Here is a 13,636-nt window from a genome sequence, read left to right as displayed (position 1 = left end):
TCCATCACCGGCCCCTCTGCGACGCAATCGGATTGGCGAGCCGGTGACCGGCATCGATCAGTGATGCGTAGGAGTCCTCGATGTCGACCATGCGTTTGTTGTTGCGCAGCTGCAGGCCGTTCATGTGCACCGCGCCGAACTCCGGCGCGAACAGATCCCAGCGGGTGAACCGCTCCTCGAGTTCGGGATGGGCGGCCACGAACTCGTGCAGGCTCTCACCGACCAGCGACCAGAACTCGCCGTCGTCGACGATGCCGTGTGTGTGCAGGACCGCGGCGAGGGGGCGCAGGAAGTCGTCGAAGACATCCGACAGCACGCCCAGGTTGCGGATCTCGTCCGGCTCGGTCGTCCGGACCCGTGCGCAGCTCTCCGGGAGGCCCTGGGCCTCCCCGAACACCGACACCTCCTCGCCGATGTCCTTGAGGATGGCGCGCACCGGGATGCCGTCGGCGAGTACCAGGATGAGGTTCTCGCCGTGCGGGGAGAACTTCAGCTCATATCGGTAGAGCAGATAGGCGATGGGATGGAGATAGGTCCGCAGGTAGCGGCGGATCCACTCCGTCGCCGGGACACCCGATCGCTCGATGAACGCGCCGACGAGTGGTTCACCCAGGTGATCGACGTGGAGCAGCGCGGCCATGGTCGACAACTGCTCGTCGGCGGCCGTCAGCGGCACCGGGCTCTGTCGCCACAGCGCCGACAGGATCTTGCGGTACTCCGATCCCGGCTGGGTGATCGGCGTGAAAGTCGGGCTGCGGTAACCGATCGCCGCGACCTCGAAGATCATCTCGAACCCGATCGCCGCGAGGTACTGGTCGTCGGCGACGAGTCCGCGGACCCAGTTGTTGATCAGCGGGGTCGTACGCATGTAGTCGGCGGACATCCCGCGCGTGAAGCCCATGTTCACGATCGACAGCGCGACCTTCACGTAATTGCGGGTCGGCGTGGTCGAGTTGAACACCGTGCGGATCGACTGCTGGGCCTGGTAGAGGTCGGGACTCGTGCCGACCTCGACGATGCGACGGCCTGCGATGTCGGCGGAGTACAGCTTCCGTACCTTCTCGACCCACTGCCAGGGATGTACCGGCAGATAGCGGTAATCAGCGGGGTCACAACCGGCTTCGCGCAGCGCCGAGTCGAACCCCGCCAATGTATCGGCACCGAGCTCGTCGACGAGCAGTGTGTCGTAGTCGATGTCGCTCACGGTGGCGACATCGCAATCCTCGCGACGAGCAGCCAGCCAGACGAGCCGGAAGTGGTTGCCGACCTCGGGGGCGTAACGCTCGATGTCCTCGGAACTGAAGCCCAGTCGGCCCGCGTTGGCCACGATGCACGGATGCCCCTCGGTCATCGTCGCCTCGATGGTCTGGAAGTCGGCGTGCGCGAGATCGGTTGCCGGAATGCGGCGTTCGTCCGGACGGTCGGCGCTGATCGCCAGGGTGTTGATGAACTCCTCGAGGTATTCCGGCAGGGCCTGGGGCCCGATCCCCAGGAACGGGGCGAGGTCGACGATCATCGCGACCGCGTCGATCGGGAGTTCGTCGCCAGTCCGCACACGACGCAACGACGACTCGTCGATCGCCCAGCTGTCCAGGGCGAGCCGGTCGGCGCGGAAGTGGTAGTCGGTGAGACCGTCGGCGGAGGAGACGACGTAACCGTCGCCGCTCGCGACCGGGTCGAGGGCCCGCTCGTGCGAGAACTCGGCGAGGATCTTCGTCGCGATCCTGGTGTGATACGTCTGGCGATGGCTTCGCGCACCCGACCCCCCGGCCGTGCGCGTCGCGAATTCCTGAATGGTCCCGATGTCCTGGAGAGTCAACGATCTACGCCCCCAGATCCGTGACCTCGACCGGTCCGACGGACTTGCCGTTGTCGGTCACCGCGAGGAAATCGGCGCGGGTGCAGTAGCTCAGGTGAGCGGTCTTGTTCCCGACGGGATAGTCGCCGTCGACGCGGAAGCCGACACTCGCGTTGAGACGGTGCACGGCTTTGTTGCGGACATCGGGCTCGACGACGACGCGCGCTGCGCCGACCTCCAGGATCGCGGTACGCATGATGTGCAGCATCACCGCGCCGGTGAAACCGGGCAGTGCCTGTTCGGCGTGCGCGACCAGGAGATGCATGCCGATGTCGCCGTCGGCGGGCACGTAGCCGCTGGCCGGGGCGGCGAGTTCACTGGCGGCCGGGTCGTAGAGCTCGAACAGGAACTGCGGACGCCCGTCGTGGTAGCCCAGGCGCATCCCGTACGGGGTGCCGGCCGTCGCCTCGGCCGAATCGCGAATCATCTTCTCCACGTCGGTGACCGAGCTGTCGAGCATGTCCCAGTACTTGGCCTTGGGATGGGTCAGCCATTCGTGCACGGTCGCGGCGTGCGACACGTCGTCGAGGTCGACCGAGTTCAGGTCGTAGGTCGGTGCGGAGGAAATGGTCATGATGCCTTTGCTCTGGGTGGTGGTCTGCCGTTGTGGCCGGAGGAGGTGCCGGATGCGGTCAGCTGCGCGCGATCTCGGCCTCCACCTGTTCGTCGGTGAGGTGTATGACGTCGAGGAAGGTCTGCGCCACGAAGGATGCGCGTTCCCCGCCGAGCTCGGTGAGCCGTCCGGCGAGACCCGCGATGGTCCGCTGGGTGAAGATGTCCGCGACCGAGAGGCCGGGTGCGTCGAGCCACTGGCGCACCAGCGCGACCACCCGGGTGGCCTGGACGGAATCCCCGCCGAGAGAGATGAAGTCCTCGGTGACGCTCGCCGGCGGGGCGGGCAGGACGTCGCCGAAGATCACCGCGAGGGCTTCTTCCACCGGGCCGCGAGGTGTGACGGCCTCGAGCGGGTCGTCGTCGGTGTCGGTGCCGGCGGCGATGGCTTTGCGGTCGTGTTTGCCGTTCGGCGTCAGCGGGAACCGGTCCAGGACCGCGACGGAACGCGGGACCATGTGTGGCGGCAGGGTTTCGGCCAACTGGGCGCGCAGGCGGGCGTCGTCGTCGGTCGCCCCGGCGGTGAGCACGACCGCCGCGCGTAGGTCCCGGCCGTCGGACCACGCGACCGCCGAGCCCACCCCGTTCAGGCCCAGGAGGCCGGCCTCGACCTCGCCGAGTTCGACACGATATCCACGGATCTTGACCATGTGGTCGGCGCGACCGAGGAAGTCCAGGAAGCCGCCGGGTAGGTAGCGCGCGAGATCACCGGTGCGGTACCAGCGTTGACCCTCGTGCTCGACGAAGCGGTCGGCGGTGCGTTCCGGATCGCCCCGGTACCCGTCGGCCACCCCGGCCCCGCCGATCCACAGTTCGCCCGGTACGAGGTCGGGACGGTCGCGGCCGGCGTCGTCGACGACTCGGCAGCGGACGCCGCGCAACGGTATTCCGTACGGTACGAATGCCATTCCGGCCGGGACGGCGTCGGCTTCGCAGATGGTGGAGTGGATGGCCGTCTCGGTGGTCCCGCCGAGACCGGCGACGCGACAATCCGGCAGTTGCGCCGCGACACGGTCGAGCAGTGACACATCGACCTTGTCGCCGCCCATGATGATCATCCGCAGCGACGAGGGCAGGGGCGCGAGGTCGAGGAGCATGCCGAGGATCGACGGCACGCAGTTGAGCACACTGACCGACTGTTCGCCGAGCAGTCGCACCCAGTCGTCGACCTTGGTCTGCTCGTCGTCGCCCGGCACGACGACCGCGCCGCCCACGGCCAGCAGTCCGAAGATGTCGAAGACGGAGAGATCGAATTCCAGCGACGACACCTGCAGGCTGCGGTCGCCTGCCCCGATCGCGTACCGGTCGACGAGGTCGGTGATGGTCGCCACCGCGGCACGATGCGGAACCTGCACGCCCTTGGGCAGGCCGGTCGAGCCGGAGGTGAACAGTACGTAGGCGAGGTCGTCGGTGGTCACCGCGATCGGCTCGGTCGGCTCGGCGAGCCGGGCGTCGTCGAGCGTGAGCACGGTGCCGGCGGTGGATTCCCAGGCCGCGGGATTGGTGGTGAGAACAGCGGCGGGAGTGGCGACGTCGAGGATGCGCTCGCGGCGTGCCCGGGGCTGTGTGGGGGCGATCGGGACGTAGGCGGCGCCGGCGGCGAGAACTCCCAGCGCCGCGACGATCTGGTCGCCACCCTTGGGCAGATGGACGACCACCGTGTCGCCGGACGCGACACCGGCCGCGACAAGCGCTCCGGCGACGCGCCGGGCTTCCTCGGCCAACTCGGCGTGGGTCCAGGTACGTGCATCGGACACGACGGCCGGCGCGTCGTCGTGCTCGGCGGCCCGGGCGAAGAAGGTTCCGTGCAGGGTCCCGTCGAAGGTGTCGGTGACCGGCAGTGGGCTTTCCACCGAGAGTCGCTGTGCGCGAACCTCCGCGCTGATCGGCGACGGTGCGGGCGCATCCCATTCGCCGTCGACGAGGAGTCCGAGAAGCCGGACGTAGTGGTCGAACATCGAACGCGCAGTGGAGAGTGGGAGATCAGAGGCGCGGACGTCCCAGTTGAGGAGGAGGCCACCGGCCACCTCGGTCACCTGGGCGTCGAGAAGGACCTGCGGGCCCTGCGACACGATCCAGGACGGATCTCCCAGCACGTCGGTCGCCTGCTGGGAGAAGAGGTCTCCCAGTCCCAGTGCGCTGGTGAACACGATCGGCGAGACGACGGGCTCGCCACGGTGGCGGCTCAGTTCGCGCAGCACGTCCAGGCCGCTCATCGAACCGTGCGCGGCGGCCTCGTGCATCGACGACCGCATCGACCGTGCTCGCTCGGCGAGTGTGGCCGGCGCGCTCAGGTCGACACCCACGAGGATCGACGAGGTGAAGTCGCCGACCACGCGCTCGACGTCCGGGTGCACCTGGGGTCGGTCGAACAGCGGCACGGTGATCAGGAAACGCGGTGTGGCCGAATGTGTTCCGACTGCCTCGGCGAACACCGCGGCGACCGCCGCCGCCGGGGTGACCCCGCGTCGGTGTGCGTGCTCCTCGAGCCGTTTCCAGTCCGAGGCGGACACCGAATGGTGCAGGCGGACACTGTGCGGCTCGACCTCACCGCGCGCCGCGCGCTCGTCGAGCGGAAGCTCGGGCGGTCCGGGGAGCGTGGGAATGCGTTCGCGCCACCAGGTCACGTCGTCGTCGAGGATCTCGCGGGACGTGCGATCCGCGGTGATCGTCGCGAAGGTCACGCCGAGCTCGGGCAGGGTCTCACCGCGGTACAGGCGAGCGAAGTCGTCGACGAGTACCCGGTAGCTCATCGCGTCCGCGGCGATCATGTCGACGTCGAGGTGGACACGGGCCGAGTTCGCCGGCAGCAGACTCAGTTCGGCGCGGATGACCGCTCCTTCGTCGACCGGCAGCGTGCGGTGTGTGCCGTCGGCGCGCTTCGCGGCCAGGATCTGCTCGACCATCTCTGCCGAATGGGACCGGAGATCATGCACGGCAATGGCTTCCGGGTGCGCCGGGCCGATCTCCTGGGTGCCGTCGGGGAGCACGCGGACGCGCAGCATCGGGTGGCGCTCCATCAGCGCGGACATGGCCGCGGCGAAGCGTTCGGGATCGACGTCGGAACCGTCGAACTCGATGTAGAGGTGTGCCGCGACGTTGCCGAAGGCGTGACTGTCCGATCGCCCGATCCAGTAGGCGTGCTGCATCGGGGCGAGGGGGAACGGTCCGGTGGTCGCTTCGGACACCGGTGACGAGGAGTCGTCGTCGGCGATCGGTGCCGATGCGCCGCCCAGCAGTGCTGCCCAGGCGGTGATGGTCGGTTGTGCGGCGAGGCGGGCGAAGTCGATGTCGATGCCGCGTTTGCGCCAGGTGCCGGCGAGTCGCATCATCCGCAGGGAATCGAGTCCCTGGGCGATGAGGTCCTGGTCTGGGTCGAGCGACTCGGGAGAGACGCCCAGCGCGGTGCCCACCTCGGCGCGGATGTCCGGTGTGGTCGTGTCCACCTCGGCGTCACCGGTGGCAGCGAGAAGGAGTGGTGCCCAGGCGGTGATGGTCGGTTGTGCGGCGAGGCGGGCGAAGTCGATGTCGATGCCGCGTTTGCGCCAGGTGCCGGCGAGTCGCATCATCCGCAGGGAATCGAGTCCCTGGGCGATGAGATCCTGCTCCGGGTCGATCGACTCGGGCGTCAGGCCGAGGGCCCCGGCCACCTCGGCGACGATGTCGGCCATGGTGGCAAGGTCCGTGGTCTGGGAATTCGTGGCCATCAGCCGGCGTGCCTCTCGCAGTTCGGTGACATGGTTACTCAGGCTGGGGAACCCGCATTTAGGGTAGGTTATACTAACTAACCGCTCTGCCCAATCCCTGGGCACGCCGGCGAGAGAGCCCCACGAGCCGACGCGAATTAGGTTAGCCTAAGTTCGCTCCGAACGTCCCATCGGATGATGTGAATCACGCTGCGCCACCGACAGGATCTGGGTCTTGTGTCCTAGAAAGATTAGGCTACCCTACCCAAATGACGCGAACGTTCATGTTCGCCGGACCGGCGGTCGAGACGACACGCGGGACGACCCCTCGGTCGCCGACACGACCGAAGACTTTGACACGACCGACGCCACATGCTGGCGAGAACGGGAAACGAGAATGTCGCAGAACAGCGTGATCCTGGAGGAATCGGGCTCGACCAATGCGTTGGCGGCCACCGTTCGTGAGGCGATGCTGGCGGGAGACACGAGCCTCTCCGTCCTGGACTCCGATACCGGCGAGTGGGTGACGGCACCATGGCGCGAGGTCCACGCCCGCGCCGAGCAGATCGCCGTCCAACTGCTCGCCGACAGCGAACTGCACGAGCCGCAGGCCCTCGGTCTGATCGGGGACCCCACGGTGGATCTGATCGCCGCCATCCAGGGCGCGTGGCTCGCCGGCGTTCCGGTCACCATCCTGCCGGGTCCGATCCGAGGGGCGGACGAGGAACGGTGGGCGCAGAACACCTACCAGCGGTACGTGTCGATCGGTGTCGGCACCGTCCTCGGCAGCGGCACCCAGCTCGACCTGCTGACCAAGGTCGAGGGACGGCTGCACATCGCCCGCGTGGCCGAATACGGCCTGGGCGCAGACACCACCGATTTCGTCGCGCGCAATGTCAACGGCAACACCATCGCCGTCCTCCAGGGAACCGCCGGTTCGACCGGCGACCCGAAGACCGTCGCCCTCACGGCGTCGGCCGTCTACTCGAACGCCATCGAACTGGTCAGCCGGCTCGGCCTCCACCGCACCCGCGACACCGGATTCAGTTGGTTGCCGCTCTATCACGACATGGGTCTGATGTTCCTGCTCGCCGGAATGACCACCGGCATCCCGGCCTACATCGTGCCCAACACCGCCTTCGCCGCGGCGCCCTTCAAGTGGATGCAGTGGCTCACCGAGACCAAGACGACCGTCACCGCTGCGCCGAACTTCGCCTACGACATCCTCGGGCGCTACGGCAAGCTGCTGCGCGACATCGACCTGTCGAATCTGCGTGTCGCGATCAGTGGCGGTGAGCCGATCGACGCCGACGCGTTCGACAAGTTCCTCGAGGCGACCGCGCCGTTCGGCTTCGATCGGTCCGCCGCCGCACCCGCCTACGGAATGGCTGAATCCGCGTGCGCGGTGACGATGCCCGCGGTCGGCGAGGGCGTGCACTACGACGAGGTCACCGTGGCCCCGCCCGGCGGTGGCGAGCCCATTCGCCGCCGGTACGCGATCCTCGGTAAACCACTGGGCGGCATGCAGGTTCGCATCGTCGAGCCGAATGTCGACGTCCCGGTGATCGACGGGCGCAACGTCGGGCACGTGGAGATCCGCGGTGCGTCGATGATGCGCGGCTACCTCGGCGACGCGGATCTCGGTGCGGGTGAATGGTTCTCGACCGGCGACCTCGGTTACCTGGTCGACGACCGGCTGGTGATCTGTGGACGGGCCAAGGAGGTCATCATCGTCGCCGGCCGCAACCTGTTCCCGATCGAGATCGAACGTGCAGCCGCCGAGGTGGCCGGGGTGCGTCGTGGTGGCGTCGTGGCGATGGCCCGAGGTGAGGGATCGTCCCGTCCGGGCCTCGTGATCCTCGCCGAGTACAAGGGTTCCGATCCGGACACCGCGCGCGCCGAGGTCAACTCCGAAGTCGCATCGGCGTGCGGGATCATGCCCGCCGAGGTGATCTTCGTCGCGCCGGATTCGGTGCCCCGCACCACATCCGGAAAGATCCGCCGGCTCGAGACCCGTCAGATGGTCGAGAACGGCACCTTCGAGTAGATCCGATTTTCCGTGGGGCGTCGTGTCATCCCGGCGGCCACGAGAATGACAGTGTCTCTCCGGCCCGTCACCGGGCCGGGGAGGCGCTGTAGAGAGGTTCAGGTATGAGCGAGGTATCGACCAAGGGTCGTGGCTGGCAAGGCGCGGTCATGAAGATCCTGGGTGGCGACGACTTCACCTTCACCGTCACCGCGAAGGAGTCGGTGACCGACCACTATCTGCGACTTCATTTCGATGGTGGCGGGCTCCTCGCCGACTCCACGGTCCACCCCACCATGTGGGTTCGACTGTGGTTCGCCGACGGCGGCAAGATGCATCAGCGCGGATACACGCTGGTCGATCCCGACCCGTCGACGGACACCTTCGACATCGAGTTCGCCATTCACGACGGCACCGCGGCGCGGTGGGCCCGGGACGCGCAGGCGGGGGACACCATCGGTGCCACCCTGATGGGCTCGAAGTTCGCGATCCCCGAGCCCGCCCCGGTGGGCTGGCTCATCGCCGGCGACACCGCTTCGCTTCCCGCGATCAACTCCTTGCTGGACACGCTCGGGAACTCCGGTGCGGGAGCGACCATCTGGTTCGAGTACCAGCACGAGAGCGACAAGTCATTGCCGCTGCGACTCCGCGATCAGGACACGGTCCACTGGATCGCGCGCGGGGCGGACGGTGGCGCTCTCGTCGACGCGGTTCGGTCCGCCGCCTTCGATGCCACGGACCATTTCGGTTGGGTGGCCCTCGATTCGACGAACACCCGCGCGGTCGCGGGGTTGTTCAAAGGCGAGTTCGGGCTGCCCAAGAAGTCGGTGAAGTCCCAGGCATACTGGATCGTCGGGAAGTCGTTCGCCTGAGACCGGGTCGCGCCGGGGTCAGTCTGCGACCTCGAAGACCACCGGGGCGTGATCGCTGGCGCCCTTCGCCTTTCGCGCGTCGCGCCCGATGTGGGCGCCCATGATGCGGGTGTCGAGGGCGGGTGAGCAGAACGCGTAGTCGATGCGCATGCCCTCGTTGCGGGGGAAGCGCAACTGGGTGTAGTCCCAGAAGGTGAACCCGGGCGCGTACGGGAGGGCCGAGTCGACGAGGCCGGCGTCCAGAAATCCCTGTACGGCTGCCCGTTCGGGCGGGGTGACGTGTGTGCGACCGTCGAAGTACTCGCGATCCCACACGTCGTCGTCGGTCTGCGCGACGTTCCAGTCGCCCGCGAGCATCAGTTCGGCGGCCGGGTCGTGCGCCAGCCGCAGGGTGATGTGGTTGCGCAGCGCGTCGAGCCACGCGAGCTTGTAGCTGTAGTGCGGGTCATCGGGGGTCCGGCCGTTGGGCACGTACAGGCTCCAGACGCGAACGCCGTTGCAGCGCGCGGAGATCGAGCGAGCCTCCCGGATCGGCTGGCCGTCGACCGGATGGGTCGGCACGCCGTCGAAGGCGATCTCGACCTCGTCGAGCCCGACCCGCGAGGCGATCGCGACGCCGTTGTAGGCGCCCTGTCCGACATGCGCGACGTCGTACCCGGCGGCGAGGAAACTCATCAGCGGGAACGCGTCGTCGTGGCACTTGGTCTCCTGCAAGGCCAGTACATCCACGTCGGCGCCCTCCGCCCAGGCGACGACGGACTCCGACCGGGCGCGGATCGAGTTCACGTTCCAGGTGGCGATTCTCATCGGCCGCCCCCCGGCGCGACCGGCAGGTCCGGCGTGACATACCGATAGGTGTGGTGCAATCCGAATCCGAGGCGGCGGTACCAGGACCCGGCCGACCGGTTGTCGGACTCGACCTGCAGGTAGACCGCCTCGGCGCCGCGGTTCACCCCCCAGGCCGTCAGTGCCGCAACCACATCGGAGGCCAGTCCGCCTCCTCGCCGGCTCGGCTCGGTCCACAGTGCGGTCAATCCCAGCCATCGGCGCCCGTCCGGTGCCTCGGTCACCGAGCCCCGCCCGATCGCTGCCGTGTCGCCGATGGTCGCGAAGGTCAGCGGGCCGTCCCCGGCGGTCACGACATCGGCGGCCGCATCGGGCTGCCGAGACGCACGCCCGGTGGCGTACGCGCCCAGCCATCCGGCGTCCGGCGCGTTCTCGAGTCGGACAGGGCGCGAGGCGTTCTCGCCGATGCGCGCGTGCAGGGCGGCGAGGTCGGCCGTCAACATCTGCACCTCGACCCCGGGATTCCCGACCCCGGGATTCTCGGCGACGGCGGTCGGCGGGATGAGCCGGTCCGGCAGGGCGAGCAGCGCGGGGAGGTCGCGATCGGCGTACCACGCGCCGATGCGACGCAGGGTCGATGCGTCCGGACGTGCGTGTCGCTCGAGGGGCACCGCCGAGTTCGCGCGCCTGCTGAATCCGTGCCCGGCCCGCAGGAACCAACCGTCGACCCACTCGCTGTCGACGCCGGGCCAGGCGGCGGCGGCAGCCCACTCGAGGTTCCGGATCTCGTTGTTGCGCACGGGTTTCGCCGACAGCAGGCGCACCGACGTGATGGCCGCGAACGGGATCGACAACTCTTCGTCGTCGCGTCGTATCCGCACGGGGTCGGCGTCGTCGAGCAGGACGCCGGTCACGTCGGACCGGGCGGCCGCGGGATCGCCCCGCCAGTCGGCGGGGGTGGAATCGCCCAGCCGGTACCGGACGACCACGCGGTCACCGATGACCGCACCCGACAATGAGACCTCCACGCGCGAAAGCGAGATCAGTCGTCGTCGTGGCCGAACGGGTCGGCGACCTCGCCGGGCGTCCAGGTCAACCCGGGCACGCCCCAGTTGTTCCGCTTGATCGCCTTCTTCGCGGCACGGGCGTTGCGCCCCACCAGGACGTCGACGTAGAGGAAGCCGTCGAGGTGGCCGACCTCGTGCTGGAGCATGCGGGCGAAGAACCCCTCGCCCTCGATGACGACCTCGGCGCCGGTCCGGTCGACCCCGGTGACACGCGCCCAGTCGGCGCGGCCGGTGGGGAACTGCTCGCCCGGCACCGACAGGCAGCCCTCGTCGTTGTCGTCGGGATCGGGCATGGTCTCGGGGATCTCGGACGTCTCGAGGACCGGGTTGATGACCTCGCCGCGCCGGCGAGCCGACGACCGGTCGCCGTCGGGGCAGTCGTAGACGAACATGCGGGAGCCGACGCCCACCTGGTTGGCGGCGAGGCCCACGCCGTGGGCGGCGTCCATGGTCTCGTACATGTCGTCGAGGAGACCGACGACCTCGTCGGACGGACGGCCGTCCGCGTCGAGGGGGACCGGAGTGGTCGGCTGGTGCAGGACCGGCTCGCCCACGATGCAGATCGGGAGAATCGCCATGGCGCTCACCTTAGCGCTGCTCAGGGCGCAGGAACGACGCCGGGTACGGCGTCGCGGATGGCGTCACCGGCGGGGCCGGGAATGCCGGGGAAGAGCGTCGACTGCCAGTCGAAGCTGTCGACCGCCTCGGTCACCACGGCGCCGGCGCACGACCCGCGCAGGGAGGTCCGCACATCGGCGATGATGGCCGGGTCACGCATCTCGATGGTGTGGTCGAAGCCGGTGTTCGCGAGGGGGACCGGTGAATAGGCGCGGCACTGTGCGGTCCCGTCGAGGCGGCCGTCGGTCCATTCGCCGTCGCTCTGCACCACCGAGTAGCGAGTGGGGCCGGGGGCGTCGGGACCACGGTTGAGGGCGGTGATCGCCTCGGCGTACATGCAGGTGTCGTACCCGCGGTCGCGCGGCTGAGCGCACCCGCCGGGTGAGCCGTATTGGGCCGTGCCGATCGCCACGTACTCGTCGACGACGGCGGACCCGCCGAGGAACTTCAGGTAGTGCCGGGCGCCGAGCCCGCCTGCGCTGTGGGCGACGATGCCGATGGACGACGCCTTGCCGACGAAGGGCTCGACCGTCCGTTGGATGAGCTTTGCATCCGATGCGACGTCGCGACCCCCGGCGTGCGCGTACACCACGGTGTTCCCGTCGGCGCGGGTCGCGTCGGCGAGCGGACGGAACGTCTCCTCGTTCTGTGCATCGCCCGCGTAGAGCTGCTGACCGGGCACGATGACGACGACCCGATCGGCGGGCGCCGCGCCGGCGGCCGCGGGGAGTGCGGTTGCCGCCGAAGCGATCGCGATCGCCGACGCCAGGGCGACGAGAGCGCCGCCGAGTGGTCGACGGGGCCGTGCGGTCCCGGATACAACTGTCGTCATCTCTGTGCCCCCGATCGATGGCATCCCCGGTCGGGAGATGTGTAAGGGGAGCCTAACAGTGGGCGCCGTCACCCGGATCGTGCGGAGTGCGGGCCGTGGCGAGTCACAGCGCGATCGGACCGGCCCGCCGTGGTTAGATTGTCTGCGAACCACACCGCTGTCATTCGTCGTCGTGAGGCGACGTCCGCATCCGCATCGCCCAGCGAATCGGTGCACGTCAGCGGTGGTGTGAGGTCGTTGACTGTATCTGAGGGAGTGAGATGGACAGCGCAGCTGCGCGTAGCCAGAAACAGGGCGATCAACCCACCCCCGACACGAACGCCGGAATCGGGGCGGACGGGACCGCCGCGCCGCTCGATCCGCACGAGGTCGGCGCGGACGGACTGACCCGCCGCGAACACGACATCCTCGCGTTCGAGCGGCAGTGGTGGAAGTACGCCGGTGCCAAAGAAGAAGCGATCAAAGAGCTGTTCGGGTTGTCGGCGACGCGGTACTACCAGGTGCTCAACGCGCTGGTCGACCGTCCCGAGGCGCTCGCGGCCGATCCGATGCTCGTCAAACGGCTGCGTCGTCTGCGGGCAACACGCCAGAAAGCCCGCGCGGCGCGTCGTCTGGGCTTCGAGATCACCTGACACGCTGAACCCGGTCGCCGTCCCACGGTGCGTTAAGGTCGTCGGTGATGAATGCAGACCGTGAGCCCAATCGCCTTCCGCTGCGCGCGGGGGCGATGATGCTCTTCGCAGTCGCCGTCGTCTTCATCGGCCTCGGCTGGCATTCCGCGGCGACCGCGGGGAACGACTCGCCTACGACCGAGGCCGCGACGACCGTGTCGTCGACGCCCACCTCGACGTCGCCGTCCACCAGTGCGGCATCGACCGGCAAGCGGCTGTGCGTGATCAATGCCGGTCAGGTCGCGGGCCTGGCCTCGGACGTGACCGAGCTGCTCCAGGCCAAGGGCTATCAGATGGCCGAACCCGGCAACTACACCGCGGGTGGGTTCAGCGAGAACACGATCTTTTACGAGGACGACACGGACAAGGCCCAGGCCGACGAGGTGGCGGAGGCGCTGGGCGGGACGGTCGCCGTCGAGGAGCGTCCGACGTCGTTCACGCGCTGCCGGGGCGGTATCCCCGTCGTCGTGGTGACCGCGGTCAGCGGCGCGTGAGCGGTCGTGAGATGACACCGCGTACGTGACGCCGATGCCGAAGCATCCCTGGCCCCGAGAACCCGCCCGACCGACAACGCCCTGATCCTGAAAATCATTGTCCGCCAAACAAGG

At 68.5% G+C, this 13,636-nt stretch carries 11 protein-coding genes; 4 read left to right on the top strand and 7 right to left on the bottom strand.

Going from position 1 to position 13,636, the window contains the following annotated elements; genetic code table 11:
- Nucleotides 1-4 precede the first annotated feature (4 nt).
- The 3 genes from AB4Z55_RS24945 to AB4Z55_RS24935 are packed head-to-tail and all read right to left on the bottom strand — an operon-like array spanning nt 5 to nt 6,177.
- Entirely contained in the window at nt 5-1,819 is a 1,815-nt protein-coding gene (locus tag AB4Z55_RS24945; RefSeq protein WP_369520847.1) for an IucA/IucC family siderophore biosynthesis protein, read from the bottom strand.
- A 4-nt stretch (nt 1,820-1,823) separates the two neighbouring features.
- Entirely contained in the window at nt 1,824-2,432 is a 609-nt protein-coding gene (locus AB4Z55_RS24940; RefSeq protein WP_369520846.1) for a GNAT family N-acetyltransferase, read from the bottom strand.
- 58 nt (nt 2,433-2,490) lie between these two features.
- Entirely contained in the window at nt 2,491-6,177 is a 3,687-nt protein-coding gene (locus AB4Z55_RS24935; RefSeq protein ID WP_369520845.1) for an amino acid adenylation domain-containing protein, read from the bottom strand.
- 376 nt (nt 6,178-6,553) lie between these two features.
- Here AB4Z55_RS24935 and mbtM point away from each other — a divergent pair, with 376 nt between their 5' ends.
- Both mbtM and AB4Z55_RS24925 read left to right on the top strand, forming a co-directional pair.
- The gene (gene mbtM, locus AB4Z55_RS24930) at nt 6,554-8,203 is read left to right on the top strand and encodes a long-chain-fatty acid--ACP ligase MbtM (protein WP_248644518.1); all 1,650 of its coding nucleotides are present in this window, start codon (nt 6,554-6,556) and stop codon (nt 8,201-8,203) included.
- Between the two features lie 104 nt (nt 8,204-8,307).
- Nucleotides 8,308-9,054 (top strand): siderophore-interacting protein, encoded by a 747-nt coding sequence (locus tag AB4Z55_RS24925; protein ID WP_369520844.1) that lies wholly within the window; start codon nt 8,308-8,310, stop codon nt 9,052-9,054.
- An 18-nt stretch (nt 9,055-9,072) separates the two neighbouring features.
- Here AB4Z55_RS24925 and AB4Z55_RS24920 read toward each other — a convergent pair whose 3' ends face one another.
- Genes AB4Z55_RS24920 through AB4Z55_RS24905 form a run of 4 tightly spaced genes read right to left on the bottom strand, consistent with a single transcriptional unit; the run spans nt 9,073 to nt 12,357 of the window.
- Entirely contained in the window at nt 9,073-9,861 is a 789-nt protein-coding gene (locus tag AB4Z55_RS24920; RefSeq protein WP_369520843.1) for an exodeoxyribonuclease III, read from the bottom strand.
- The gene (locus AB4Z55_RS24915; RefSeq protein ID WP_033206172.1) at nt 9,858-10,868 is read right to left on the bottom strand and encodes a GNAT family N-acetyltransferase; all 1,011 of its coding nucleotides are present in this window, start codon (nt 10,866-10,868) and stop codon (nt 9,858-9,860) included. Before AB4Z55_RS24915 ends, AB4Z55_RS24920 begins: the two co-directional genes overlap by 4 nt.
- Nucleotides 10,869-10,882: 14 nt before the next feature.
- Nucleotides 10,883-11,485 carry a peptide deformylase gene (locus AB4Z55_RS24910; RefSeq protein WP_004022811.1) on the bottom strand — a complete coding sequence of 201 codons (603 nt, stop codon included), beginning with the start codon at nt 11,483-11,485 and terminating at the stop codon, nt 10,883-10,885.
- A 20-nt stretch (nt 11,486-11,505) separates the two neighbouring features.
- Nucleotides 11,506-12,357: an esterase/lipase family protein gene (locus AB4Z55_RS24905; protein ID WP_369520842.1), complete on the bottom strand. Its 852-nt coding sequence runs from the start codon at nt 12,355-12,357 to the stop codon at nt 11,506-11,508.
- Between the two features lie 260 nt (nt 12,358-12,617).
- Between AB4Z55_RS24905 and AB4Z55_RS24900 the strand changes: the two genes are divergently transcribed.
- Together AB4Z55_RS24900 and AB4Z55_RS24895 are read left to right on the top strand one after the other, a co-directional pair.
- Nucleotides 12,618-12,989 carry a DUF3263 domain-containing protein gene (locus AB4Z55_RS24900; protein ID WP_004022813.1) on the top strand — a complete coding sequence of 124 codons (372 nt, stop codon included), beginning with the start codon at nt 12,618-12,620 and terminating at the stop codon, nt 12,987-12,989.
- A 47-nt stretch (nt 12,990-13,036) separates the two neighbouring features.
- Complete coding sequence (locus AB4Z55_RS24895) at nt 13,037-13,522, top strand: LytR C-terminal domain-containing protein (RefSeq protein ID WP_369520841.1); 486 nt, start codon at nt 13,037-13,039, stop codon at nt 13,520-13,522.
- Nucleotides 13,523-13,636: the final 114 nt, after the last annotated feature.

It is taken from the genome of Gordonia sp. ABKF26 (genome assembly GCF_041103195.1).
GTDB classification, from domain to species: Bacteria; Actinomycetota; Actinomycetes; order Mycobacteriales; family Mycobacteriaceae; genus Gordonia; species Gordonia terrae.
Note: the sequence above shows the minus strand (reverse complement) of the source record. Positions and strands in the feature narration are given on the sequence as shown.

What these genes read in the sequence shown, in the direction of transcription:
- AB4Z55_RS24940 (WP_369520846.1), bottom strand. Translation starts at nt 2,432, where the DNA reads ATGACCATTTCCTCCGCACCGACCTACGACCTGAACTCGGTCGACCTC.
- AB4Z55_RS24935 (WP_369520845.1), bottom strand. Translation starts at nt 6,177, where the DNA reads ATGGCCACGAATTCCCAGACCACGGACCTTGCCACCATGGCCGACATC.
- mbtM (WP_248644518.1), top strand. Translation starts at nt 6,554, where the DNA reads ATGTCGCAGAACAGCGTGATCCTGGAGGAATCGGGCTCGACCAATGCG.
- AB4Z55_RS24925 (WP_369520844.1), top strand. Translation starts at nt 8,308, where the DNA reads ATGAGCGAGGTATCGACCAAGGGTCGTGGCTGGCAAGGCGCGGTCATG.
- AB4Z55_RS24920 (WP_369520843.1), bottom strand. Translation starts at nt 9,861, where the DNA reads ATGAGAATCGCCACCTGGAACGTGAACTCGATCCGCGCCCGGTCGGAG.
- AB4Z55_RS24910 (WP_004022811.1), bottom strand. Translation starts at nt 11,485, where the DNA reads ATGGCGATTCTCCCGATCTGCATCGTGGGCGAGCCGGTCCTGCACCAG.
- AB4Z55_RS24905 (WP_369520842.1), bottom strand. Translation starts at nt 12,357, where the DNA reads ATGACGACAGTTGTATCCGGGACCGCACGGCCCCGTCGACCACTCGGC.
- AB4Z55_RS24900 (WP_004022813.1), top strand. Translation starts at nt 12,618, where the DNA reads ATGGACAGCGCAGCTGCGCGTAGCCAGAAACAGGGCGATCAACCCACC.
- AB4Z55_RS24895 (WP_369520841.1), top strand. Translation starts at nt 13,037, where the DNA reads ATGAATGCAGACCGTGAGCCCAATCGCCTTCCGCTGCGCGCGGGGGCG.